General features: G+C 68.8%; 14 protein-coding genes. 3 read left to right on the plus strand and 11 right to left on the minus strand.

Features of this window, described 5'->3' with window-relative positions; translation table 11 throughout:
• From HUA76_RS04050 to HUA76_RS04060, 3 genes are all read right to left on the minus strand, one after another.
• Window positions 1–1,188, minus strand: a complete 1,188-nt coding sequence (locus tag HUA76_RS04050; protein ID WP_141649001.1) for an NAD-dependent epimerase/dehydratase family protein — start codon at window positions 1,186–1,188, stop codon at window positions 1–3.
• 90 nt (window positions 1,189–1,278) lie between these two features.
• On the minus strand, window positions 1,279–2,574 hold the full coding sequence (locus tag HUA76_RS04055; protein WP_141649002.1) for an NTP/NDP exchange transporter: 1,296 nt from the start codon (window positions 2,572–2,574) through the stop codon (window positions 1,279–1,281).
• Window positions 2,575–2,670: 96 nt separating this feature from the next.
• Complete coding sequence (locus HUA76_RS04060) at window positions 2,671–3,969, minus strand: pyridoxal phosphate-dependent aminotransferase (RefSeq protein ID WP_141649003.1); 1,299 nt, start codon at window positions 3,967–3,969, stop codon at window positions 2,671–2,673.
• 410 nt (window positions 3,970–4,379) lie between these two features.
• Between HUA76_RS04060 and HUA76_RS04065 the strand changes: the two genes are divergently transcribed.
• Both HUA76_RS04065 and HUA76_RS04070 read left to right on the plus strand, forming a co-directional pair.
• Window positions 4,380–5,387: a DUF1028 domain-containing protein gene (locus tag HUA76_RS04065; protein WP_174460046.1), complete on the plus strand. Its 1,008-nt coding sequence runs from the start codon at window positions 4,380–4,382 to the stop codon at window positions 5,385–5,387.
• A gap of 155 nt (window positions 5,388–5,542) precedes the next feature.
• On the plus strand, window positions 5,543–6,346 hold the full coding sequence (locus HUA76_RS04070; protein ID WP_174460047.1) for a hypothetical protein: 804 nt from the start codon (window positions 5,543–5,545) through the stop codon (window positions 6,344–6,346).
• 437 nt (window positions 6,347–6,783) lie between these two features.
• Here HUA76_RS04070 and HUA76_RS04075 read toward each other — a convergent pair whose 3' ends face one another.
• From HUA76_RS04075 to HUA76_RS04110, 8 genes are all read right to left on the minus strand, one after another.
• A complete protein-coding gene (locus tag HUA76_RS04075) occupies window positions 6,784–8,748 on the minus strand; it encodes a 4-alpha-glucanotransferase (RefSeq protein WP_174460048.1) in 1,965 nt (654 codons plus the stop codon).
• A gap of 125 nt (window positions 8,749–8,873) precedes the next feature.
• On the minus strand, window positions 8,874–12,062 hold the full coding sequence (locus HUA76_RS04080; protein ID WP_174460049.1) for an efflux RND transporter permease subunit: 3,189 nt from the start codon (window positions 12,060–12,062) through the stop codon (window positions 8,874–8,876).
• 39 nt (window positions 12,063–12,101) lie between these two features.
• On the minus strand, window positions 12,102–13,349 hold the full coding sequence (locus HUA76_RS04085; protein ID WP_141646724.1) for an efflux RND transporter periplasmic adaptor subunit: 1,248 nt from the start codon (window positions 13,347–13,349) through the stop codon (window positions 12,102–12,104).
• A 186-nt stretch (window positions 13,350–13,535) separates the two neighbouring features.
• On the minus strand, window positions 13,536–14,549 hold the full coding sequence (locus tag HUA76_RS04090) for an ADYC domain-containing protein (protein ID WP_174460050.1): 1,014 nt from the start codon (window positions 14,547–14,549) through the stop codon (window positions 13,536–13,538).
• Window positions 14,550–14,741: 192 nt separating this feature from the next.
• Window positions 14,742–18,551 carry an SUMF1/EgtB/PvdO family nonheme iron enzyme gene (locus HUA76_RS04095; protein WP_371823441.1) on the minus strand — a complete coding sequence of 1,270 codons (3,810 nt, stop codon included), beginning with the start codon at window positions 18,549–18,551 and terminating at the stop codon, window positions 14,742–14,744.
• Between the two features lie 119 nt (window positions 18,552–18,670).
• Entirely contained in the window at window positions 18,671–19,141 is a 471-nt protein-coding gene (locus HUA76_RS04100; RefSeq protein WP_141646727.1) for a response regulator, read from the minus strand.
• 173 nt (window positions 19,142–19,314) lie between these two features.
• A complete protein-coding gene (locus HUA76_RS04105; protein ID WP_174460052.1) occupies window positions 19,315–21,117 on the minus strand; it encodes an Ig-like domain-containing protein in 1,803 nt (600 codons plus the stop codon).
• Window positions 21,118–21,410: 293 nt separating this feature from the next.
• Window positions 21,411–23,090, minus strand: a complete 1,680-nt coding sequence (locus HUA76_RS04110) for a carboxypeptidase-like regulatory domain-containing protein (protein ID WP_254613980.1) — start codon at window positions 23,088–23,090, stop codon at window positions 21,411–21,413.
• Window positions 23,091–23,350: 260 nt separating this feature from the next.
• Here HUA76_RS04110 and HUA76_RS04115 point away from each other — a divergent pair, with 260 nt between their 5' ends.
• Window positions 23,351–23,794, plus strand: a complete 444-nt coding sequence (locus HUA76_RS04115) for an HIT family protein (protein ID WP_174456948.1) — start codon at window positions 23,351–23,353, stop codon at window positions 23,792–23,794.
• Window positions 23,795–23,852 lie beyond the last annotated feature (58 nt).

Here is a 23,852-nt window from a genome sequence, read left to right on the forward strand (position 1 = left end):
TCAACCCGCGTGGGCGTTGCCCTTGTCGTGCTCCTGGTGCCACGCGGCGAGCACTTCCTTCTCCCGCTCCGGCTTGATGCCCGACCGCAGCTTCGCCTGACGCTCGGGCGGCTCCGCGTTGAACCAGGCCACCGTGTCGCGGACCGTCTCCTCCAGCGGGCGGAAGGTGAGCCCCGCCGCCAACGCCTTGTCGATGTTCACCCGCAACAGGCCCGCGTCCTCGCCCGTGGGCGACACCCAGACCGGCATGTCACCGAAGGGCTCCACCTTGTGCTTCTCCAGGAAGGACGGATGCGCCCAGACGAAGCGCGCGTCGCTGTTCAGCGCCTTCTTGCTGCGCTCCAGGAAGTCGCGCATCACCAGGGGCTTCGAGGGCCCCGTCGCGGTGTAGGGCCCCGACAGCTTCTGCTCCACCCCCAGGATGATGAACGCGGCCAAATCCCTCGCGTCGATGAACTGGGTGGTGTCATGCCCCGTGCCGGGCGCGAGCACCTCGCCCCCTCGCGCCACTCGCACCGGCCAGTACGTGAAGCGGTCCGTCGGGTCATCCGGCCCGACGATGAGGCCGGGACGGACGTTGAACGTGCGGCCGGGCATCGCCTTCTCCGCGGCCTGCTCGCACAGCGCCTTCAGGGCGCCGTAGTGCGTGTCCACGTCCTCCGTCGTCACGTCCGCCACCGTGGCGACGGGCGCCGTCTCCGTGAGGCCGGGCTTCGACGCGTCCTTGTAGACGGAGATGGTGGACACGAAGGTGTAGTGCCCCACGTTGGGCGCGAGCAACTCCGCCGAGGCCTTCACGATGCGCGGCACGTAACCCGACGTGTCCACCACCGCGTCCCACTTGCGGCCCTCCAGCGCCTTGAGACCCTCCGCCTTCGTCGGGTCCCGGTCCCCCTGCAGCTTCTCCACGTTCGGGAAGAGGCCCGGATTCGTCTTGCCTCGGTTGAACAGCGTGACGGTGTGGCCTCGCGCCTGCGCGGACTCCACCAGCGCCGGACCCAGGAACTTCGTGCCGCCCAGGATGAGGATGCTCAAGGGCTTGCTCGCCTTCGCGCCCGAGGCCCCCTTCTCCTGGGAGTCCGACTCACCGGACGCGCCACCCGACGAGCCCGACGTCGCACACCCCAGGGCCCACAGCGAGCCCACCGTCACAGCGCCTTGAATCAGGTCTCTGCGAGACAGCTTCATGTCGTGTCGTCTCCTGCTGCGAGGTTCGTCTCAACCCCCGCTCCCCGCGACCATCCCGAGGAGCGACGAGGAAGCACTGCGAGGCACACTTCAGCGGGCGGCGGCATTATCGGCGGCGACGGGCGCGAGCGCACCCCCGGCCTCCCGGGACAGTCGCCGCTGCTCCCGCCCCAGGTACAGCGACACACCGAGCCACAGCCCCGCCAGGGGCACCGCCGCCAATGACAACCCCGTCATGCCCAGGCCCAGAGCGGTCAGCCCACCCTGCAACCACGCGCTCACCGTGTCGCTGCCCCGGTACACCACCGTGTCGATGAAGCTCTTGGACTTGTAGCGCGCCTCCCGGTCCACCGTGGTGAAGAGGATTTCGCGCGAGGGCCGCTCCAGCGCGTAGTGGCTGGCACCCCGCAGCGCCTTGAACGCCACGAGCACCCCGAGCACCGGCACCGCCGCCAGCCCCAGGAAGCCCAGCCCCGTGAGCACCGGCGCCACCGCCAGCGCCGCGCCCAATCCCAGTCTGGAGATGATGCGCCCGGTGACAAGCGTCTGGAGCGCCAGCGTCAACAGCTGCACGTAGAAGTCGATGTCGCCGAACAGCGCGGTGCGCGAGGCCGCGTCCTTGCCCACCTCCGCCACCAGCTTCACCTCCTGGAAGTACAGGAAGGTGGACGTGGCCGCGTAGAGCAACACCTGGAGCCCGAGCGCGAGCAGGAGGGGCGACGCCACCAGGAGCCGCAGCCCGGCCAGCACCCCGCCACCCACGGGCGCTTCCGCCGACAGGGGCTGATGCTGGACGTCCCGGGCCCAGCGGCTCAGCCAGCGCACGCACTGCGCGCTCACCTCCAGCAGCACCGCGGACACGAGGATGAGGTTCACCGGCCCCACCGGCTCCGCCAGTCGCCCCACCAGAAAGGGCCCCACCAGCATGCCCGTGGTGCCACCCGCGGCGATGAAGCCGAACAGCCGCTTGCCCTGCTCGCCGGCGAACACGTCCGCCATGAAGCTCCAGAAGATGGAGACCACGAACAGGTTGTAGACGCTCAGCCAGATGTAGAAGACCCGCGCCACCGGCTCCCTCGCCACGTCCAGCTTCAGCAGCACGAAGAAGGCCAGGAGGCTGACGAGGAAGAAGCGGTAGATGCGCGGCAGCACCACCCGCCGGGGCCAGCGCGCCACCAGCGCGGAGAAGGCCGGCACCGCCAGCAGCATGACGATGAACGTGGCGGTGAAGAGCCACGGCAGGCCCTTGACGCTGCCCGCCGTCCCCATCTCGTTGCGGATGGGACGGAGGATGGCGTAGCCGCACATCAGCGTGAAGAAATAGACGAAGGACCCGAGGACCGCGCGAACTTCCTCGTCACGTACATCCACGAATCGCTTGAGCATTGGCACGAAGTACCCGGCTGAACTCCAGCCCTTTCCGTGTATTCCCGAACCCCGCGCCCATCCAGGACGCCGCGCGGGGCCCGGCACCGACGGCGACTACTTCGCGGCGAGCACCTCGCGCAGGGCGGCCTCCACGCGGGGCAGGGCCTCCTGGATTTCCGCCACCGACGTCGCGCCCACGGACAGGCGGAACCAGCCGGTGTCCTCGCTCAGGCCGAACGCCTGGAAGGGCACCACCGCGAAGCTGGCCTTCTCCAGGAGCAGCTTGCGGATGTCGTCATTCGTCTTCAGGCCGCCCTTGCCCACCAGGTCGAACTGGACGGACAGGTAGATGGCGCCCTGGGGCGCGATGTGCCGCACCGGCAGCCCCGCGTCGCGCATGCGCGTCAGGCCCGTGTGCAGCGCCTCCAGGCGCGCGTCCACGCGCTGGCGCATCTCCGTCAGGAAGGACTCGGTGGCGGGCACGTCATCCAGGTAGCGGGCCACCGCGACCTGCTCCGCCTTGGGCGCCCACGCCCCGACGTGGCCGAGCACGTCGCGCATGCGAGCGATGATGGCCGGCGGGCCCACGCCCCAGCCCACGCGCACGCCCGTCGCGGCGAACGCCTTGGAGATGCCGTCCACGAACACGGTGTACGGGGCGACTTCCGGCACCAGCTCCACCGGCGTCACGTGCTTCACCGCGCCGAAGCTCAGCACCCAGTAAATCTGGTCGTACATCAGGATGAGCGGCTTCCTGCCCTGCTTCTCGCGCTGGCGGTTCTCCGCGACGACGCGCTCGCAGATGGCGCCCAGCACGTCGGACGAAATCATGGTGCCCGTGGGGTTGAGCGGGCTGCACAGGCACAACAGGCGCGCGGTGCCCAGGTGCGGCGCGAGCTGCTCCAGCGTGGGCATGAAGCCGTGCGACGGGTCCGTCGTCACGACGACGCCCTTGGCGTTCATCATGTGGACGTAGTGGTTGTTGTTCCACGACGGCACCGGGTAGACCACGGTCTCCCCGTCATCGAGCACGGCGCGGTAGGTGCCGTAGATGATGGGCCGGGCGCCGCCCGCGATGACGATGCCCTCCAGCGGATACTTCAGGCCCAGGGCGCGCTCATAGAAGCGCTGCACCGCCTGGCGTAGGTCCAGCACGCCGTCGGAGGGCGGATAGTTCGTCTCGCCCGCCTGGAGCGCGGTGGCGATGCCCTGGCGCAGGCCGTCGGGGATGGGGAACTCGCGCGGGCTGAAGTCGCCCACGGTGAGGTTGCACACCTTGCGGCCCTTGGCGACGAGCTCACGGACTTCCGCGGCGATGCGGAGAATCTCGCTGCCAACGAGGCCCCGCGCCATCGTGCCAATGGAGGCGTCGTCCCGCGAGGGACGTGGGAGGGAGGTGAGGTCGAGAGCCATGGGGAATCTGTCTCCGGTTCGTGCGCGTAAGGGGGGGACGCGGGCTGCGGCCGGGCGCGGACCATACCCGCCACCCGGGCCCTTGTGGGGCGCGTCTGAAACTTCTGGGGGGAGTGCCACAGCTACAATTTTCCCGGAAGCGAGATACGCGGGGCACCCGGGCCAGCGGGCCCTCCTCGGGCCGTCGGTCCTCACCCTGAATCCGGAGCTTGACGGCCGGCACGGGTCTCCGAGTCTTCCCGATATGCCTTGAAGCGACGTGGCGTTCATGGAGCCAGAAGTTCCGAGGAGCGGGCCGGACCCGCGCCTCGGTGTCTCATCGCGCACACCCAACCCCAGACATGAAGGGTCTCATCCGCGTCGAGAGATGGTTGCTCGGCCCCGGCGGAGCCCTGCCCCGAGGTACGTGCATGAAGCCGTTCAAGCGTGGCCTGCTCGTCGCTGCGTCCGTGTTGCTTGGCTCCACCCAGGCGTCCGCGGCGGACCGCCCCTTCAACCCGAGCATCTTCGGCACGCGCGCCGTCGTGGCGTGTGACCCGGTGGAGAAGTCGTGCGGCATGGCCGTCATCTCCTTCCCCAGCGGCGTCAGCGGACTGGTGCCCTACGGCCGCTCGGACGTGGCGGTGGCCACCATGGCGCTGCCCTCGGTGGATGACGCGCAGGCGGTCATCGCGCGCATCGACTCGGGCACCGCGCCCCAGGAGGCCATCGACACGGTGCTGGCCTCGGACCCGTATGCCACCATCCGCCAGCTCGCCGCGGTGAAGCTCCACCCGGATGGCAGCGTGACGGTGGGCCAGCGCTCGGGCTCGGAGAACAGCGAGCACACCTGCTCCGTCAAGGGCGACACGTTCGTGGTGCAGGCCAACAACATGAGCACCCCCGACATGTGCCGGGCCATGGCGGACGGCTTTCGTCAGGCGCGGGGCAGTCTGCCGCAGCGACTGTATGCCTCGCTCAAGGCTGGGGCGCGCGTGGGTGGGGACCGCAATGGAGAGCGCTCGGGCGTCATCCGCGTCTGGAACTCCACCATCGAGACCGCGTTCTATACCCACGTGCTCGCGGAGGCGGTCGTCCACGGCAGCACCCGGGCCTTGCAGGAGCTGGGCGTGGAGCTGAATCGCTACCAGGGCACGCTCGCGGATGTGTTTCCCGCGGACCGGGTGACGCTGGATGCCGATACGGCGAGCGACGTGAAGCGCGTGCTGCGCAAGCTCGGCTACTACCACGGCCGCATGGATGGGAGCTGGTCCGACGCCGCCGAGCAGGCGCTGTATGACTTCAACTGGAACAACCTCTTCTTCCTCAAGCCCACCGTGGTGGAGAACGGCACGCGGAAGATTGACGGCGTGCTGGTCCACTTCCTGCGCGACGCGGACCTGGGCGCCTTCGTGCGCGCGACGCCTTCGGCAGACTGAAGTCCCGGGAGTCCAAGGACCCTTCGCCCCGAGTGCGCGGGCGGAGGGTCTGTCGTCTTCTCGTCATCGAGTCCCTGGCGGGAGGCTGGCACCGCGCCTCCTGTCGTGAGAGAGGGAGTTCCTCACGGCCACTGTGGGCCGACAGGGGAGGAACGATGAAGCGTGCCGGACGATGGCTGTCGTCGCTGTGGCTCGCCGGGTGCCTCGTGGCCACCGGTTGCTCGAAGAAAGAGGAAGCGCCGCCCCATCCCGCGGCCGAGCTGCCTCCTCCCGATGACACCCCCGCCCTGCCCTCGAGCCCGCCCGAGGGGACGCTTCCTCGCGAGGGCGAGGCCGCCGCGAAGCCTCCCGTGCATGTCGTGACGACGGGGAGCACGGGGGTGCCTGTCCGCGGTGGCGCTCAGGACGAGGAGCTTCCCGTTCCCTCCGGAGAGCCCACCGAACCGACGGAGCCTCCTGGAAAGGAAGCACCCGGCAAGACGCCGCCGAGTGGTGGTGGGTACACGCCCGAGGACCCGAAGAATCGCGAGTGGACCTCCGGGGTCGTGGACATGAAGCGGCAGGATGCACCCCAGGCCACACTGCGCTCGGTGCGCGCGGGCGCGCATCCAGACTTCGACCGCGTGGTGTTCGAGTTCGAGGGGACGCAGCTGCCCGGCTACCGCGTGGGGTACGCGAAGGAGCCGGTGGTGCAGTGTGGTTCGGGAGACCCGGCGTCGCTCGCGGGCAAGGGGCAGCTCCAGGTGACCTTCACTCCCGCGCGAGCACATACCGATGCGGGCCAGCCGACGGTGGCCACGCGCGAGCTGAAGCCGGCGCTGCCCGTGCTCCTGGAGCTGGAGCGCACCTGTGATTTCGAAGGCGAGGTGACGTGGGTGCTGGGCAACAAGAGCGTCCAGGCGTTCCGCGTCCTGGAGCTGCGCGAGCCCACGCGCCTCGTGGTGGACGTGCAGCACTGAGCGGGGATGTGAAGCGGGGCAGGGAGTCCCGCTTCACTAGCACTTGAGGGCGGACGTGAAGCGAGCGTGGGACACACCTCGCTTCGCGGCCCGCCGGTCGCACGTGCGCGATGCCAGCCCCTTCACACCCATGGGGCACGTCGCGGTTCGCGGCCCATCGGTCGCACGTGCGCGATGCTGGCGCCCTCCACATGATGGGGGCACGTCACGGTTCGCTGCCCGTCGGTCGCACGTGCGCAATGCCAGCCCCGGGCGCTCGCGGAGGCGTCACGTCATGCCGCGCGTGCGCCGTCGGGGCGCTCGTGGAGGCGTCACGTCATGCCGCGCGGGCGCCGTCGGGGCGCTCGTGGAGGCGTCACGTCATGCCGCGCGGGCGCCGTCGGGGCGCTCGCGGAGGCGTCACTTCATGCCGCGCGGGCGCAGTCGGGGCACACGCGCTACCGGCCTTCCCTCAGCTCCTCCGCGAGCCGGTCGAGCCCCGCGAGCAGCTCACGGTGTTTCTCCCGCGCGGGCTCCCCTCCTGCTCGCAGCGCCAGGGCCAGCACGCCGGGGAGGTTCATCGCGGCGTCGCCTCGCAGGCGCTCGCGATACTCCCGCATCCAGTCCGTCGGCGCGCGCAGCGACCAGTTGCGCTCATCCACCGTGCCCGGCTCGTTGTACGTCTCCGGTATCCCCAGCAAGTCCGTGAAGAACACCATGACATTGCGCGCGCGACTGGCGAACAGGTCCGCCAGCTTCGCCTGCGCGAGCTTCCCCGGGTCCGCCGCCAGCGCTCGTGCGAAGTCCTCTCGCCGCTCGGGCTCGGGACACAGTCGGGTCGCCAGATAATCCGCCTGCGCCCGCAGCGTGCCGCGCCACTGCCAGTCCCCCACCAGACGCCACAGCGACTTCGTGTCGTGGTTGCCCACCATCATCCAGTCCTCGGGCGCCACGTTCTCGCTGCGATATACGTCCGCAGGATTGCGCAGGTCCGCCTTCTGCGTGACGCGGAAGCGGCCCAGCCCATAACGCGCCATCACCCGCCCCAACGGATACGGCAACGTGCTCAGCACCTCGCCCAGCAGGTCGCCCAAATCCCGGCCGTTGCGCCGCGCCGCCGCGACCACCGTGTCGAAGAGGACGCTGAAGCGCTGCACCTGCTCGGGCGTGAGCGACTTCACCTCGCCATCCGCGTACCTCGGCAGCGAACGGTCCAACTGCTGGGGGCTCACCAGCGCGTAGCGCGCCAGCTCCAGGTGGTCCGTGAGGTCCGGCGAGGAGAAGAGGCGCGCGCCGTGCTGCACCGCCCCCAACGCGTCCCACTCCCCCGCGCGATAGACCCACGGACACACCAACCCATGGGGATGGTCCAGCCGCAGCCCGTCGTACTCCGCGAGCATCTTGTCCATGCGCGCATCCATGAAGCGCAGCACCGCTCCGGGCCGGAAGCCCAGCAAGGGACCTTCACCGCCCTCCGCGAAGTACTGCTCCGGGTCCAACACCGGATAGTTCCACGGCTGGCCCTCCGGATTGGTGCGACTCGGCGGAGCGCCCATCAGATACGACCGCAGGAACAAGCCCTGCCACGCCCACGCATCGCGCGGTGAGAAGCCAATCTGCAGGTCGCCGTAGAGCTTCAGGCTCAACGACGCCGTGCGCTCGCGCAGCACTTCATGCTGTGCATGCACCAGGAACTGGAAGAAGGCATAGCGCTCCAGGGTCTCCGCGTACTGTGCCTCCAGCGCCTGCACCCGCGCGGCAGCGACACCTTCGGCGCCCGGTCGAGGACTCCACAACCGTCCATCCAACGAGTCCGCCCACGGCCTCCAGTCCAGGACACCTTTCTCCGCGCACAGCACGTCGAAGAGCGCGTCGCGCAGCAGCCACGCGCGGTGTCGCTGACGGAAGGTGTTGAAGCGCGCGGACACTTCGCGCACGGCGGCGGAAGCGTTGGGACTGGCGCTCTGGTGACGAAACGACGTCCACGCCTCATCGAGCGCCTCGAGCTGCGCGCGGAAGGCCCGCCGGTAGCGCTCTCCGGGACTCGAGGACCGTGAGCGGGCCTCCGCGAGCGCGGCCACACGTCCTCGTGGGAGCAACGCCCCCCAAGCCTCGTCCTCCAGCTCCGCGAGCGCCACGTTGAGCACGTTGCGAGAGAAGAGCGTGCCGTCATACGGCGAGGCGTTCGACTCCGACGTCTGCCCCTGGGGCCCCAACTGGATGCCCGTGAAGCCCAGCGTGTGCGCGGTGTCCAGGAAGCGGGCCGCGCCCTCCGAATAGGGCGAGCCTCGGCCCGTGTCCTCGTGCGGAAGACTGGGGAAGCTGGGGTCGTGGATGCTCAGGACCAGGTTGCGGACATCGAGTGCGGCCAGGGCTTGGGTGACGAGTCGACGATGGTCTTCAGGCAGCAAGGCTCGGGACATGGTGGATGGCGACCGACCCTAGGTTCCTCCGAGGGACACGCCAACCCGCTTCTCGGGCCGACGTTCAACATCCGTCCGAGGCGGACACTCCGCGAAGCTTCTCGGACACTCCCCGCAGCCCGGTGTCACTTCTGTCGGGACTGCGGCGCCGGACGGGGCTCGCCGCCTCCGCCCGTGGGGTGCCCGGTTCCGGGTGCTCGGAAGTGGAAGACCTTGCGCAGCTTGCGGCCCATCCACGTCCGCCCATCCACCAGGATTTCGTACACCGTCGGAATCACCAGCAGCGTCAGCAACGTGGACGTAATCGTGCCGCCAATCACCGCGCGGCCCAGCGGAGCGCGGAAGTCACCACCCTCGCCCGCGCCGATGGCCACGGGAATCATGCCCGCCACCAGCGCGAAGGTCGTCATGATGATGGGGCGCAAGCGGATGCGGCCCGCCTCGATGAGCGCCTCGCGCAAGGGCATCCCCTTCTCGTGGGACCACTTCGCGAAGTCGATGAGCAGGATGGCGTTCTTCGCGACGATGCCCATCAGCAGGATGACGCCGATGAGGCTCATGATGTTGAGCGTGTCCCCGGTGATGAGCAGCGCCAGCACCACGCCGATGAGGGACAGCGGGAGCGAGATGAGAATGGCCAGCGGGTCCAGGAACGAGCCGAACTGGATGACCAGGATGAGGTACATCAACAGCACCGCGACGCCCAACGCGAGGAACACCCGCGAGAAGACCTCCTCCTGGTCGGCGGACTCACCGCCCGTCGTCAGCGTGTAGCCCGCGGGGAGCCGCACCGCGCCCACCCGCTCCTGGATGTCTCGCATCACCTCCGTCAACGAGCGGTCCTGCACGTTCGCCTGCACGTTGATGACCCGCTCCCGGTTGAGGTGCGTGATTTGCGCGGGGCCGAGCGCCTGCCGGATGTCCGCCACCTGCCCCAGCGGCACGAGCTGGGGTGCGCCACCCGGCGCCGCGCCCACCCGGATGGGGATTCGCGCCAGGTCGTCCGGGTTGTCACGCGCCTCGGGTGCCAGCCGCACCATGACGTCGCGAGTCTCACCAATCGGGTCCACCCAGTCCCCCACGTCCAGTCCCGCGAAGGCCGGCCGCAGCACCTGGGCCACCTGCCCCACCGTCACCCCGAGCTGCCCCGCGAGGCCCCGGTTCAGGTCCACCTCCAGCTCCGGCTTCTGTCCCCGCGTGGAGAGCCCCACGTCCACCGCGCCGGGCACCTGCTCCACCTCGCGCTGCACCTGTTGCGCGAGTTCAGTGAGCTTCTTCTGGTCGGGCCCGCTCAGCTCCAGCTGAATCTGCTTGAAGGCGCCGCCAAAGCCCGACGTGAAGACAGACACCTTCGCCCCGCCCACGCTCGCCAGCTCCTTGCGCAACGTGCTGCCCAGCGCATCCTGACTCACGTCGCGGTCCGCCTTGGGCGTGAGCCGCACGTACACGAGCGCCTGGTCCACACCGGGCGCGCTCAGCGGGAGCGGCACGCCGATGGTGCTGTAGGTATAGGCGACCTCCGGATGGGCTCTGGCGACGCGCGCCACCTCCTCCACCTTGCGGCGCGTGTACTCCAGGCTGGAGCCCGGCGGCGTCTCCACCAGCAACTCCACTTCCGAGCGGTCACTCACCGGCACGAAGCCCGCGCCACCCACCGTTCCCTGGAGCACCAACGCGCCCACGAGCGAGCACACCGCCACGAGCACCATGGCGAGCCGATGGTCCAGCGCCCAGGCGATGACGCCCTTGTAGCGGTCCGCCTGCCGGTCGAACCACGTGTTGAAGCGGGCGAGGACGCGGGAAATGAAACCGCGCCGCGCGCCCTTCTCCACCTGCGGGTCCGCCCAGTACGCGCTCAGCATCGGGTCCAGGGAGAAGGACACGAACAGCGACACCAGCACCGCGCAGGCGATGGTGAGTGCGAAGGGCTTGAACCACTGTCCGGCCACGCCGTACATGAAGGCGACGGGCACGAAGACGGCGACGATGGAGAACGTGGTCGCCGACACCGCGAGCCCGATTTCCGAAGTGCCCTCCTTCGACGCGGTGTAGTGGTCCTTCCCCATCTCGATGTGGCGGACGATGTTCTCGCGCACCACGATGGCGTCATCGATGAGGATGCCGATGGCCAGCGTCAGGCCGAGCAGCGACATCGTGTTGAGCGTGAAGCCGAAGGCCCAGACGCTGATGAACGCCGCCAGCGCGCTCACCGGCAGCGCCAGCCCCGTGATGACGGTGGAGCGCCACGAGTTGAGGAAGATGAACACCACGAGCACGGTGAGCAGCGCGCCTTCCACCAGCGCCGACTGCACGTTCTCCACCGCGCTCTCCACCCGCACACCCGCGTCGCGGACGATGGCCAGCTTCACGTCCGCCGGGAGCTTTTTCTGCAGTGCCGCAACGCGCTCGCGCACCGCGTCCGCCACCTCGGTGGTGCTGTAACCCTTCGTCTTCAGCACTTCGATGCCCACCGCTTGCGCGCCGTCATAGAGCGCCAGCGTGCGAGGCTCCTCCGAGCCCACGAAGACGTCCGCCAACTGCCCCAGTCGGATGACCTGACCGTTGCGCGTGGTGACCACCATGTCGCGAAAGGCCTCGGGGCTCTCCAGGCGTCCCTTGAGACGGATGGACTCCTCTTCGAGCTTCGAGTTGATGCGGCCCACCGGCGCGGCCAGATTCTGCGCCTGGAGCGCGGTCACGACTTCCGCCAGGGAGATGCGCGCGGCCTGGAGCGCCTCGGGCTTGAGCTGCACGGTCATCTCCCGCTCCACGCCGCCGACGACGTCGGCCTGCGCCACGCCGGGCACCGAGCGCAGCTCGCCCACCACCAGCGGGTCCGCCACGCGGGACAGCCCGGCGACATCGAGTCGCTCCGACGTGAGGGTCAGCGAGACGATGGGCGCGTCCGCAGGGTCGAACCGCGTGAGGACGGGCTCCTCCATCTCCCGAGGCAGGTCGGCGCGTTTGCTGGAGATGGCATCGCGGATGTCCTGCGAGGCCTCCTGGATGTCCTTCTCGAACTCGAAGAACACCGTGAAGGTGGCCAGGCCGTCCGTGGCGGTGGCGGTCGTCTCCTTCGGGTCCACGCCACTGATGGCGAAGATGGCGTCCTCGATGGGCTCGACGATTTCGCGCTCCACCGTGTCGGGTGCGGCACCTGGGTAGACGATGCTGACGGCGATGACCGGCGCCTGGACGTCCGGGAACTCATCCGTCTCCAGTTGCCACAAGGCGACGATGCCGAAGATGACCAGCGTCACCATCGCGGTGATGGTCACGATGGGACGCTTGATGGCGAAGTCGGAGATGAACACGGGGTTTCTCCCGGAAGGAGTCGAAGGGACGCAGCGAACTCAGGGCGCGCGTGGCGTCGCGCCCTCCGAGGACTCGCTCGGTGACGGGGAGGGACGTGCGGGCGCGGTTTCATTTCCGCCCTGGCGAGTGTCGGACTCGGCGCCGCCACCACCGACACCAGGGCCTTCGTCTCCTGCTACCGGCGCTCCCGGACGTGGCGCGTCCACCTTCACGCGCGCGCCCTCGCTCACCTCGTCGCGCGCGGAGCCGAGCAGCACCACGTCTCCCTCCTGCAACCCCTGGCGCACCTCCACCCGCTTCTCGACTTCATCGCGCAGCCCCAGCGTGATGGGCACGCGCTCCACACGCTCGTCTCGCACGCGCAGCACCGTGGGCTTTCCCTCGGAGTCATCCACCGCGCCCAGCGGAACCGACAGCCCTCGCACGGCCCGCGCGGCCACGCGCCCTTCGGCGAACAGCCCCGCGAGGAGCTGGAGGTCCGTATTGGGAATCGCCACGTAGATGCGCACCTGCCCCGTGTTCGGGTCCACCACCGGATTGATGCGCTCCACCTGTCCCGTGAACGAGCGGTCTCCGTAGCCGGTGACCTTGAACTCCACCGGCGTGCGCACCTTCACCTGGTCCAGATTCGCGGCCGGCACCGACGCCTCCAGGCGCAACGTGCGCGGGTCCACCACGGTGAACAGCGGCGAGCCCAACTGCACGACGTCACCCTCGCTCACCTGCCGCTCGCTCACCACGCCCACGAAGGGCGCCACCACCCGCGTGCGCCCCAGTTGCTCCTGTGCCAGCGATTGACGGGAGCGCGCCTCCGCGAGCTGCCCCTTCGCCTGCGCCACCGACAACTGCGCCCGCTCGAACTCGCGCTGGGTGATGACGCCGGCCTTGGCCAGCTTCGCGCTGCGCTCCACCTCGGCCTCGGCCACTTGCAAGGCATTGCGCGCAGTGGACACCGCCGTGCGCGTGGCGATGACCTGGGCCCTCAACGTCGCATCGTCGATGCGCGCGAGCGCCTGGCCCTTCTTCACCACCTGCCCCTGCTGGGCCTCGATATCGAGGACCGTGCCAGCCACCTGTGCGCGAACATCCGCCGCGGTGCGGGCCTGGAGCGTGCCCGAGATTCCAGGGCCGGAGCGCAGCTCGCTCGGCTGTGCGAGCGCCACGTTCTCCTGCCCCAATGTCACCGTGGGCACCTCGGGCTGCGCTGGCTCGCCCGAGCTCTTCTTGCAGCCGGCCACCACACAAGCCGCCGCCAGCAGCAGGCACCACGTCCCGCCAGCCGCCATCCGTCTCGTCCGTTGGGCTCGTCTCACCGCGCGTCTCCGTCCTCCGCCGGTCCCTCCCCTGCCCCCGGCGGGCCGGCTAAACGTGGTGTCGGCCCCTTGCCGCCGGAAGTCGCCCGCCTCCGCTCCTCGCCCCAGGAGACAGAGGCAGGCAGGACGCCCGCTCATGCACATGGCCAGCAGCCGGGCTCACCAGGCGCTCGGCTCCGGAGTCGCCAGGAGGACGGGGCCCTGCGTCGCCGCGGCCGGGATTTCGCTCATCAGCAGCGTGCCGAGCAGGAAGTTCGTCGGCAGGCCACACGTCGGCAGAATCGTCCCCGAGGAGCACGCCACCTGGCGCTCGCGGGCCCGCGTCGTCGGCGTGCGACAGCGCGCGCCCGAGGCGTCCCACTCCGCCTCCACGCTCCAGCCCTCGGAGTCCTGCTGCACGCCCGAGGCGTCGTACAGGTTCACCCAGCTCCCATCCACCGTGTACGAAGTGCCGTCGCCGCAGAAGTCCGCGCGAACCATGCGCGTGCAGGCCTGGTGCAAGGGAGCCAGGCTTCGCCCCATCACCGTGGAGGCCCAGGGGCGGTAGCCAAAGCGGACGCACTTGGCGATGGCCGCGCCCTCGCACGCGAAGGTGAAGGCCTGCGTGTCCTCGATTTTCGCGCCGCCGCCAGCGACACCCTGGCGATAGTCCCAGCGCCCTTCCACGGGGATGGCCCCGAGCGCGGAGCCATCCTCGGCCTGACACGCGGGCTTCCACGTGTTGTCCGCCAGGGAGTAGTACGAGACGCGATAGACCCAGACGTCCTCGCTCGCGCCCGTGCCCGGCTGGATGTCGTCCACGCGCAGGGCGACGGTGTCGCCGCTCCCGAGTTCCCCGACGAAGTGCGTGCCGAGGAAGTCCATCCCGGACATCACCGTGCCGTCATGGGACTCGCCGCGGAGCACGCTGCCGTCCAGCCACGTCCGCGTCAGCGCGCCCAGGTCCGCGCGCACGGCCCCCATGAAGCGCACCCCCACCAGCATCTGCCCCAGCTCGGAGCCATTGAGGTTGCGCCCGTTGAGATTGCGGCCATTCAGGTTGCGCCCGTTGGGCGCGGACAGCTCGGCCACCTGGGTTCCCAGCGTCTCGGGCTCCCGGTCGTCCACGGCGCTCCCACACCCCACCAACCCACAGGCGATGACCATCGCCCCCACCATCCGCCTCGCCACCATGCCCCGAACCTCCCCGGCCCAGCTCGACTGGACACAAGGTTCGCAGGAGCCTGTCCGCTTGCAAGCCGGACTGATGATTCCAGGACACACGCATCGTCCGAACGGAGGCAGCAAGCAGTCAGGGGCAGGACTGACAGGCGGTTCCATCGTCCGGTAGCCAGGGTGCTCCCCCAGCGACCGACCGAGCATCCCTCAAGGTGATGATGTGGGCAGGTCCGCGCACACGCGCAGGCCCATCGTCACGTCGCGCAGCGAGGGCTCCGGCAGCTCCCGGTTCGTCGCGCGCGCGGAGGTGGCCGCGAAGGCGAAGCTCCCACCCCGAGCCACCGCGCGCCCCGGCTCCAGCCACGAGCGCGTCCACTCCCAGACATTGCCAGCCATGTCGTCCACACCGAAGGGGCTGCGCGACGCGGGATGACTGCCCACCTCGTCCGGGCCGAAGCCTCCGGGCTGCTTGCCGTATGTGGCGTCGATGTTGGCGTCGTCTGGGCCCAGCCTGTCGCCGTGCGGGAACTCGCGTCCATCCACACCCCGCGCGGCGCGCTCCCACTCCAGCTCCGAGCACAGCCGCGCGCCAGGAACGCGGGCACTGAACGACAGCCAGGACACGTACGTCTCCGCGTCCGCGAAGGAGATGCCGCTCACCGGGAAGCGCAGCCAGTCCTGCTCGCCCCGCCGCGCGCGATTCGCGTAGCGCACCGGCTCTCCCGCACGCGCTTCGTACGGCACATTGCCCGGCTGGAAGCGCAGTCGCCAGACGTCGTCCACCCGGTCGAGCGAGAGGTGCCCCGCATACCCGCCCGTGCCCACGTGAGGCAGGCGCGAGGCGCGCAGCTCGGGTGACATCGACTCGAGGAAGGTGAGCCAGTCGGCGTACGTCACCTCGTGGCGGGCGATGAGGAAGCCCGGCACCTGCACCGCGTGCTGTGGCACCGCGTTGAAGAACTCACGGACGCTGGCATCGGCGGCGCTGCCAAAGCGCACCTCACCCGGTGGCACGAAGACGTAGCCCGCGGGAATCGAGCCCGCGCGCGGCAGCCGCAGCTCCAGCCGCCGAGCCTCTCCGCGTCGCAACAACAAGGGCTGCGTCACCGGCTCGTGGTGTGACGCGCGCAGCGTGAGCTGGTACGGCCCGGGTGGGACGGAGACGTCCATCCAGGGCTCCGACTCCAACGGCAGCGCAGGCCCTGGCTGCTCGTTGCCGAGCGCATCCCGCGTCACGGGACGCAGCTCCACCTCCACATCGCGCGCGGCGACATCCAGGGTGAGGCGCGCGGGCGCGGTCCACCGCCTCCAGCGCTCGCCTTGTGTGTCATAGAGCCGCAGGCGTTGCAGGAGCGTGGGCAGCGCCGCGGACTCGCCGTCCTGCTCGGCCCACAGCGCGCGCTCGAACAGGAAGTCCGCGAGCGCGTCGCGCACGTCCGGCCGCTCCGGCGCCAGGGCCAGGGCCCGCTCCAGCCGTCCCGAGACACCATCGAAGCGATGCCGCAACTGCGCGGCGCGGGCGACGCTCTTGCTCCACAGCCGGTCCGCGTCGAGCTTCTGGCCACTGCCGTAGAGACGGAAGGCCTCGGCGCGCTCGGAGTGGAGCAGGTCCTTCGTCTCCACCACCGTCTCCAGGGAGTGCCGGGCCTCGTCCAGTTCCGCGCGCACCTGACGCTCCAGGCTCCAACGCTCGCGCAGCTTCAGCCCGCCGTACACCAGGCCGAGTGACAGGATGAAGCCCGCAGCCAGGGCATGGCGGACGCCGCGGCTGCGCACAAGGGTGCGGCGCGAGGCGCGCAGGAAGTCCTGCTCGCGGCGCGTCAGCTCACCCGAGTCGAGCACCGCCGCCTCGGCGAGCTGGCGAGGCCCCCACAGCAGCTCGCGCGAGTGGTTGTGTTTCTCCCAGTGCGCCGCGGCGGTCTCCAGCAGGGCCTGGACCTCGCGACGCTCGGCGGCCTCCGCGAGCCAGCGGGCCAGCGAGTTCCAACCGGAGAGCAGGGCCTCGTGGGCCAGTTCGTAGGAAGTCCCCTCTGGTGCCTCGCGCGCCACCAGCAGTCGGGCCCGGACGAGCGCCTCCAGCGCCGCGCGGTAGCGCACGTCTTCTCCCGCGAGCTCCCGGTCCGTCTTGCGCGCCCGGGTTCCGTCGGCGGTGACCAGGCGCAGCAGCACGCCCCGCGCCGCCACGCGCTGGTCCGGCAGCAATCGTTCCACCGCCGCGTCCGCGTGCTTCGCCAGCGCGCCCGCGACGCCGCCCAGCGAGTCCAGCGCGGCCTGGGCAATCACCTGGGCCTTCGCGTCGCGGGCCTCCCACAGCTCCGCGAGCGCGAACTGGAGCAGCGGGAGCCCACCCTCGGCCGCGGCCGTGACGAGCGAGTCCACCAGCGCCTCCGACTCGAAGCGCACGCCCTTCACGCGCGCGGGGCCGGTGACAGCCTCCCGTGTCTCCTCGGACGTGAGGGCGCGCAGCAGGTACAGCGCGCGAGGGACTTCCGCGCCCAGGCCCGGCACGGACGTGAGCCGGGTGAGGAAGTCGCTGCGACTGGAGGCCAGCAGGCGCACGCCACTGGCGCCCTCCGCGAGCCCGCCCAGGGCCTGTCCCGCCAGCGCCGCCTCCAGGGGCTCGGCCAGGGTCGCCAGTTCCTCGAGCTGGTCCACGTAGACGAGCAGTCCCTCGCGGGCACCCAGGCGCGCCCGGAGTCTGCGCACCAGACACGAGGGCTCGGAGCGGAGTGCCTCGGCCAGGGGCTCCTCGTCCACGGCCAGGAGGGGCGCGAGCGCCGCGGCCAGCGCGGCGACGGGCTTGCGGCCCGGCACCAGTCGGACGGAGTGCCAGCGCCGTCCATCCTCGAGTCCGCCCTCGGCCACGGAGGGGAGGATGCCGGCCAGACACAGGGAGGACTTGCCCACGCCGGAGTCGCCGGTGATGAGCAGGAAGGACTCGGCGCGCAGCCGCTCCAGCACGGCGCGGCACTCGCGGCGGCGGCCGAAGAAGAGGGCGCGATGCTCGGCCTCGAAGGCGCGCAGGCCCCGGTAGGGATTGCCCTCGGGCACGTGGGTGGGGGCGTCCTCGCGCGACAGGGCCTCAAGGGCCTCCAGGAGCAACGCGGCGGAGGCGAAGCGTTCGGAGGGCTCGCGGCGCAGGCAGCGGTCGATGACCCCGGCGAAGGCGACGTCGACGTGGGGGGCGACGTCCGCCAGGGGGAGCGCGTCCTGGGTGCGGACCACATGCGGGAGTTCGCGCCAGACGACGTCCCGGAAGGGGCCACGGCCCACGCAGAGTTCGTAGAGGACGACGCCGAGCGAGTACACGTCACTGCGGGCCGTCAGGTCCTCGCCCGCCCAGGCCTCGGGAGACATGTAGTAGGGCGTGCCGACCAGCGCGCCCTGGGGGAGCGAGGGCAGGAAGACGCCGTCCAGGGAGCGCGCGGAGAAGTGCGGGTTGGCCTCCGGGTCCAGGTCCGCCGGCAGCTCTGGAGGCGCGGGGTTTCGCGGAGGCGGGGCGTCATCGGCTCCGGCGGCGCTGTCCAGGAGCTTGGCGAGCCCGAAGTCGAGCAGCTTCACGGCGCCGCTCTCGGTGAGCACGGCGTTGCCGGGTTTGATATCGCGGTGGAGGACACCCCGACGGTGGGCGGCGCTCAGGCCCCGGGCCAAATCACGGCCGATGGTGAGCACACGCTCCCAGCGCAGGGGTTTCACGAGCCGATCCAGGCTCACGCCCCGGATGAACTCCGAGATGAGGTAGGGCTGCTCGTCGAGCTGTCCCACCCGGTAGAGGGTGACGACGTTGGGGTGCTGGATGCGCGCGGCGGCGCGGGCCTCGACGAGGAAGCGGGCCAGGGCATTGGAGCCGAGCGCGGGGATGAACTTCACCGCCACCGGGCGTTCGAGGAGCGTGTCCTGGGCGAGATACACACGGCCTGTCCGCCCACGACCGATGGGCCGCACGATTCGGTACTCGTCGAACTCCTGGGGCGGAGCCCACGCGTCCGGCTGCGGCGAGGCGGCAGGGATTCCCACCATGAGGGCGTATGCATCCCAGGTTGGAACGGCAACCCTGGCCCGGCTCGTTGCGACGCCGGCACGGTGGGGGGCTCAGGGAAGTGTCGGGTGGTGGGCACTCACCCTTCGCGAAGGACTCAGCCCTCCTGCCCTTCCCGCTTACGAGCCTTGCTCGGCTTGAGCATGTTTCGGATCTTGTTTTCCAGGTCCTGAGGCAGGCACGGCTTGGCGACGAACTCGTCGGCACCCGCTTCGCGTGCGTGTTCCGCGTTGCCGGCAAGGACGTGGCCGGTCAGGGCCATCACCGGGATGTCGCGCGTACGCAGGTCCTGCTTGATGCGCCGGGTGGCCTCCCAGCCGTCCATGACGGGCAGGGACAGGTCCATGAGGATGATGTCCGGCTCGCTCGACTGGGCCTTCTCCACCGCCTCCATGCCATCCCGGGCGGTATCCACCTCGAAGCCGACGAACTCCAGGTACTCCGCATACATCTCCCGGGCGTCGTCGAAGTCGTCGACGACCAGGACACGCTTGCGTCCCCCGCCTGACGCATCCGACGTCGCGGTGGAGACCCTGTCTTCAGAAGTGGGGGTGGCCGTGTGCTTCATGGAACAGGCGCCTCACGTGTGGGGAAACAGCGGTGGACAATCTATGCACGCATCCACCATCGCGCCCACCCCACTACGACTTGAGCACCCCCTGCCCACCGTTCAATGGAGAACGGTGGGGACCGCGAGGACGAAGGTGGACGCGTCACCGCCGCACAAGCACATCGGGCTGCTCACTCGTTGGAGATGTAGACGCGGAGAGGCTGAATCTTCGGCGCGGTGTACTCGGTCCTGGCGATGAAAAGCCGACCTGAAGGGGCCATCCCGAATACGGGCGGCCTGCCCACAGGTACATCGGGGAGGGGGCGAAACAACCCGCTGATCGACTCCCAAGCGCCTGCACGAAGACGACGGACATAAAATGTCTCGGGCTGGCCAGGGGCTTCCGCTTCACGCAGCAGCGCCACCAGCACTCCCGTGGAATCCAGGGTAAATCCGCGCACGGAGACTTGAGTTCCTGCCGCAGGGAAGCGGCCCTCAATCGGCGTTCCCACTTCGGCCCAGGTCTCTCCACTCACTCCCCACACCTGGGAGTCTTCGTGTCCCAAAGATCCGACGATCAGGATGCGTCCCGCAGCATCCACACCGGTCGTTGTTCCGAAATCCTGAAACGGAAAGGGAACGGGCCTCCAGTCTCCCGCAGACCACCGCCGCACATACACCGTATCGATGAACGCAGAATCTCTTTCGCTCCAAAAGACGACAGGATTCCCAGCTGCGTCAACGTCCATCTGCATACCGGAGATAGCTATACTCGCGTTGACCTTGAGCGCCGTGCCCAATTGAGTCCAGTGGTCGTCCACCCACTTCCAGACCCATACCTGAGAACCCCCTACGTTGCTTGCTGGGCCACCCAAGAACCACTGCCCAGCACCATCCGTCCTGAGGAAGAGGTTCCAGAGAAGAAGCGGACTTTGGATGGCTTCTCCCATCGCAACCCAACCCGTCCCATTCCAACGGCGAACATGAACCGTGGACTCCATTTGCTCGACCCAGGCAACGACAGGTTGACCGTTCGCATCCAGTTGGAGTGAGCTTTGGGAGGGGTTTGCATCAGCGGTCCCAGAGTTCAGACCGGACCCCAGCAACTCCCACGACGCCCCCGTCCAGCGCCGGACGAACACCGCATTTCGTTCACCATCGTGCCAGGCGACGACAGGGCGTCCCAAGCCATCCACTCGCATGTCGATATCGCTTGGGATCGTGTGATTTCCCGAGTCCGGGAACAATGGCTCGCCCAAGGGAATGAAGCCCGGCACGGTCCAACTCCACTCCTGCTCCATGGTCCGAAGTGGGTTACCAGCCAGATCTGTCACTCCGGCGCCAAGTGACACCTTCATCAGCGCATCGACAGGCCACTTCGAGGTGGAACGTGCAGTGACGATGGTCCCATCTCCGGACAGAGAGATTTCGGACTCGACGGCTTCGGCGTCCGCGAACATCCGAATGGAGTTCACATGAACCGTCGCCGGATCAAGAGGCTCCGAGAATACGGCCTGCGCTTCCTGCCCCACCGGGACGAAGCGAGCCCCTGACCCGGGGCTGGTAGAGAGTGCTATCGGAGGAGACCGGTCCACCATGAGCTGCTGCGGCTCACTCAGGAATACCCTCGCCCCCAGGGTTGCCCTCACGCGCAGGTCGTGTTGTCGCTCCTCAAGCGCCTGGGTATCCCACCACATCTCGTATGGGGGGAGCAGCGTCTCAACGGACCTGCCATTGACCAACAACTCCACCCGCTCTGGGGTGGGTCCACTCAGTTCGGCCCTGACGTCGACAGGGCCGTTCGTCACGTGCCGCGATAAAACAAGCCGCACCAGCACGGATGGCTCACCCGCGTCGGGCGTCGAAGCATCTGGTGACGTGTCGGGACCCCCATCAGGTTCCTCGACCACCTGCTGGATTTCTGGGACGTCGATACAGGCCCCCATCAGGAGCCCCAGACAGACAATCACTGCACGTTGCGGGAATGGATGCATGACTCACAGAGAAGGCAATCCCTGTTCCAGTGCGATGTCACCATCGCTCGCCCTTGGGACATAGGGGCCGGGGTCACTGTTGGGAAGAGCCGAGCAGTCACTGGTATCTCGTCAAGCGGACCCACGTCTACTCCATGAGATTCAGAGCCAGCCGCGCGACATCAACCACGTATCTCCGCGCTCGCTCGTCGTGCGAGCCCATCAAAAACACAAACGCCCCCGTGGGGTGTCCCACGGAGGCGCAGTCATCCATCAACGAAGCAGTTTTGGCGAGGCCTCGTAGAATCGGGTTACTACGGAGGAGTAACAGGAGCGGGTTGAATCGCGATCCCAGTCACCGTCAGGTCCGCGGTGATGGGCTGCCCCCAGATACTCTCGTAGTTGCCGATGAGGCCTCGGCGGCCCAGGCTGGAAAACGCAACCACGAGACTCACACCGTTGGGTGCTAGCGTCGAGTACGGAATACCACCCGACGTGTAGATGAATGAGTAACGCGTGCTGTATCCTGAGAAGTTAATGCCAAAGACAGGCAACTCAGGCCGATCCGTGCGCGTCGCGTAGGGTCCGACGGGCTCATCCCTGATCAGCGGGAAGCCATCGGGGTAACCCAGCTCACCAAGCGCAGTGCCTGCCCTCGAATCGCCATTCAAGTCGATGTCGTTGGCAAAGAAAACCTCGGCGCGCTCAATCCCGCTTTCGAACGGGGACCAAATAGGGGAGCTGAAGGTGATGTACACCCGCTCGCCATCGTTGAGTTGCTGAAGGTTGGGAGGAACGACTGTCTCCTGGTAGCGCGCCTCCGCGATGGTCACCGGTGAGACGGACCCGGGCTCGCCACCGAAGAAGAAGCCCCTGGTCGAGTAGAGGTCCCCGTTCTCCGCGGAGACAGCGCGCAGGTCCAGGTTGTACTCCTTGCCCGTCTGCACCACCCCGTTACCCGGAGTGATGGTGGCGGTATAACCACCATTGCCCAGGGCCACCGTGACGGGCAGCGACTCCTTGGCGTACTCGTCTGTCAGGCGCACCAACAGGGAGCTCTGCTGCACGGGCTGGTTGAAGTACAGGTAGATGGGCTCGCCCGGCCGCACCATGTTGCGCAGCGGATGCGAATCCGAGGCACCCCGCAGCATCGCCACGTTGCTGCCCTCGACGTTCAGCGGGAGGTTGCTCACCTGCGAATACGGCAGGGTGATGAGCCGCGTGGTGCCAGAGGCCACCACGCTGGAGGCCGAGTAGGAGTCCACGTAGCCGTTGGTCTCCGGCACGCCGTCGCTGTTGGAGTCCACCGCGGACACCCACAGCTTGTACGTGCCGAGCTGGCCGGGGGTGGAATAGCGCGCCAGTTCCTGCGCGGTCGGGATGCCCTGGAAGTTCAGCACGCCCTGGTCGTCGGACGTCGCCTCCACGACCACCGTGCTCATCACGCGCGTGGTGTTGTCGGTGTTCGATAGGATGGTGGTGCCCGCGGGCGAGGCCTCGAGCGTCGCGCGTACGTTTGCCGCGGGACGGCCCTGCGGCGTCACCAGCAGGAAGCGCAGCGAGCCGTCCAGCCGCGTCAGCGTCACGGGACCAAAGCTCACGTTGGCGTTGTTGATGGGCACGTTGCCGGCCGACGAGGGAATCGTCGAGCTCGCGCGCAGCGTGGCATAGCCCGCCTTGGTGAACGTCAGCAGCACCTGGGAGCCGGCCGGGACGTCCTTGAACTCGAAGTTGCCCTTCGCATCGGTCGTCCCCGCGAGCGGATCCGCCGAGCTGCCGATGGTGATTTCCACCGAGGCCTCGGACAGCGGCTTCAGGTCCGTGCTCAACACCTGGCCCGACACCGTCCCCTTCGGCGTCGCGGGCGTCACCACCGTCACACTGTCCGGCTCACGAATGCCGTCGGCGATGCCATCCCCGTTCTCATCCTTGAAATCATCACCGCACCCCAGCGCCAAGAACGGCACCACGGCCATGACCAGATGCTTCTTCATCATCCCCACCTTGAAAAGATTTGCTTGAGCTCTCACGCCCCCAAGAGCGTGGGGCGGACACTCTCCGACCCGGCCCCTCCACGTCAAGCAGGCGACAGTCGCACTCACACCCCTCCCACAACCGATACACCGCACCCCTAGGGATCACATCACACCCCTCCCATTCTCTTACTTTCCAGCGGGTCCCATGCGACCCGCCCTGGTGCGATGCGCCTCCGCACGCGGCTTCCCCGGCGAAAACCGACTGCTACGGTGGCTCCATGGTGGATGTGAATGAACCGTGTCTCGGCTGTGCCATTGCTCGCGGCGAGCACCGTCCCGTGGGCGGCATCCTGGCCCGAGCCCCGGGGTTGGTGCTGCATGGCGTCGCGGGCCCCAGTCCCGTTCCTGGCTGGGTCGTCATCTCCAGCGAGCACCATGCACGTGCCTGGTACGAGCTGGATGACGCCACGGCTCGCGAGCTGGGCGCGTTCGCCGCGCGGGTGATGCGCGCCCAACGCGCGGTCCTCGGCGCCGAGCACGCATATGCGTTCGCCATCGGCGACGTGCTGCGCCACTGCCACCTGCACCTGGTGCCTCGCTTCCGGGACACGCCTCAGCGCCTGTGGGGCCGCGCGGTGTTCGACGCCGCCCCGGCGGATCATCTCCCGGCCGAAACACTGGAGGCCGCCGCCCGCTCGCTCGCCGCCTCACTGACGGACTGAGGCCCCTCTCAGGGCCCCATGGTAGACAGCGACCTCCCTCCTCTGGAGAGAGGTACCG

Origin of the sequence: Myxococcus sp. CA056, from assembly GCF_013336715.1 — a bacterium.
Lineage (GTDB): Bacteria > Myxococcota > Myxococcia > Myxococcales > Myxococcaceae > Myxococcus > Myxococcus llanfairpwllgwyngyllgogerychwyrndrobwllllantysiliogogogochensis.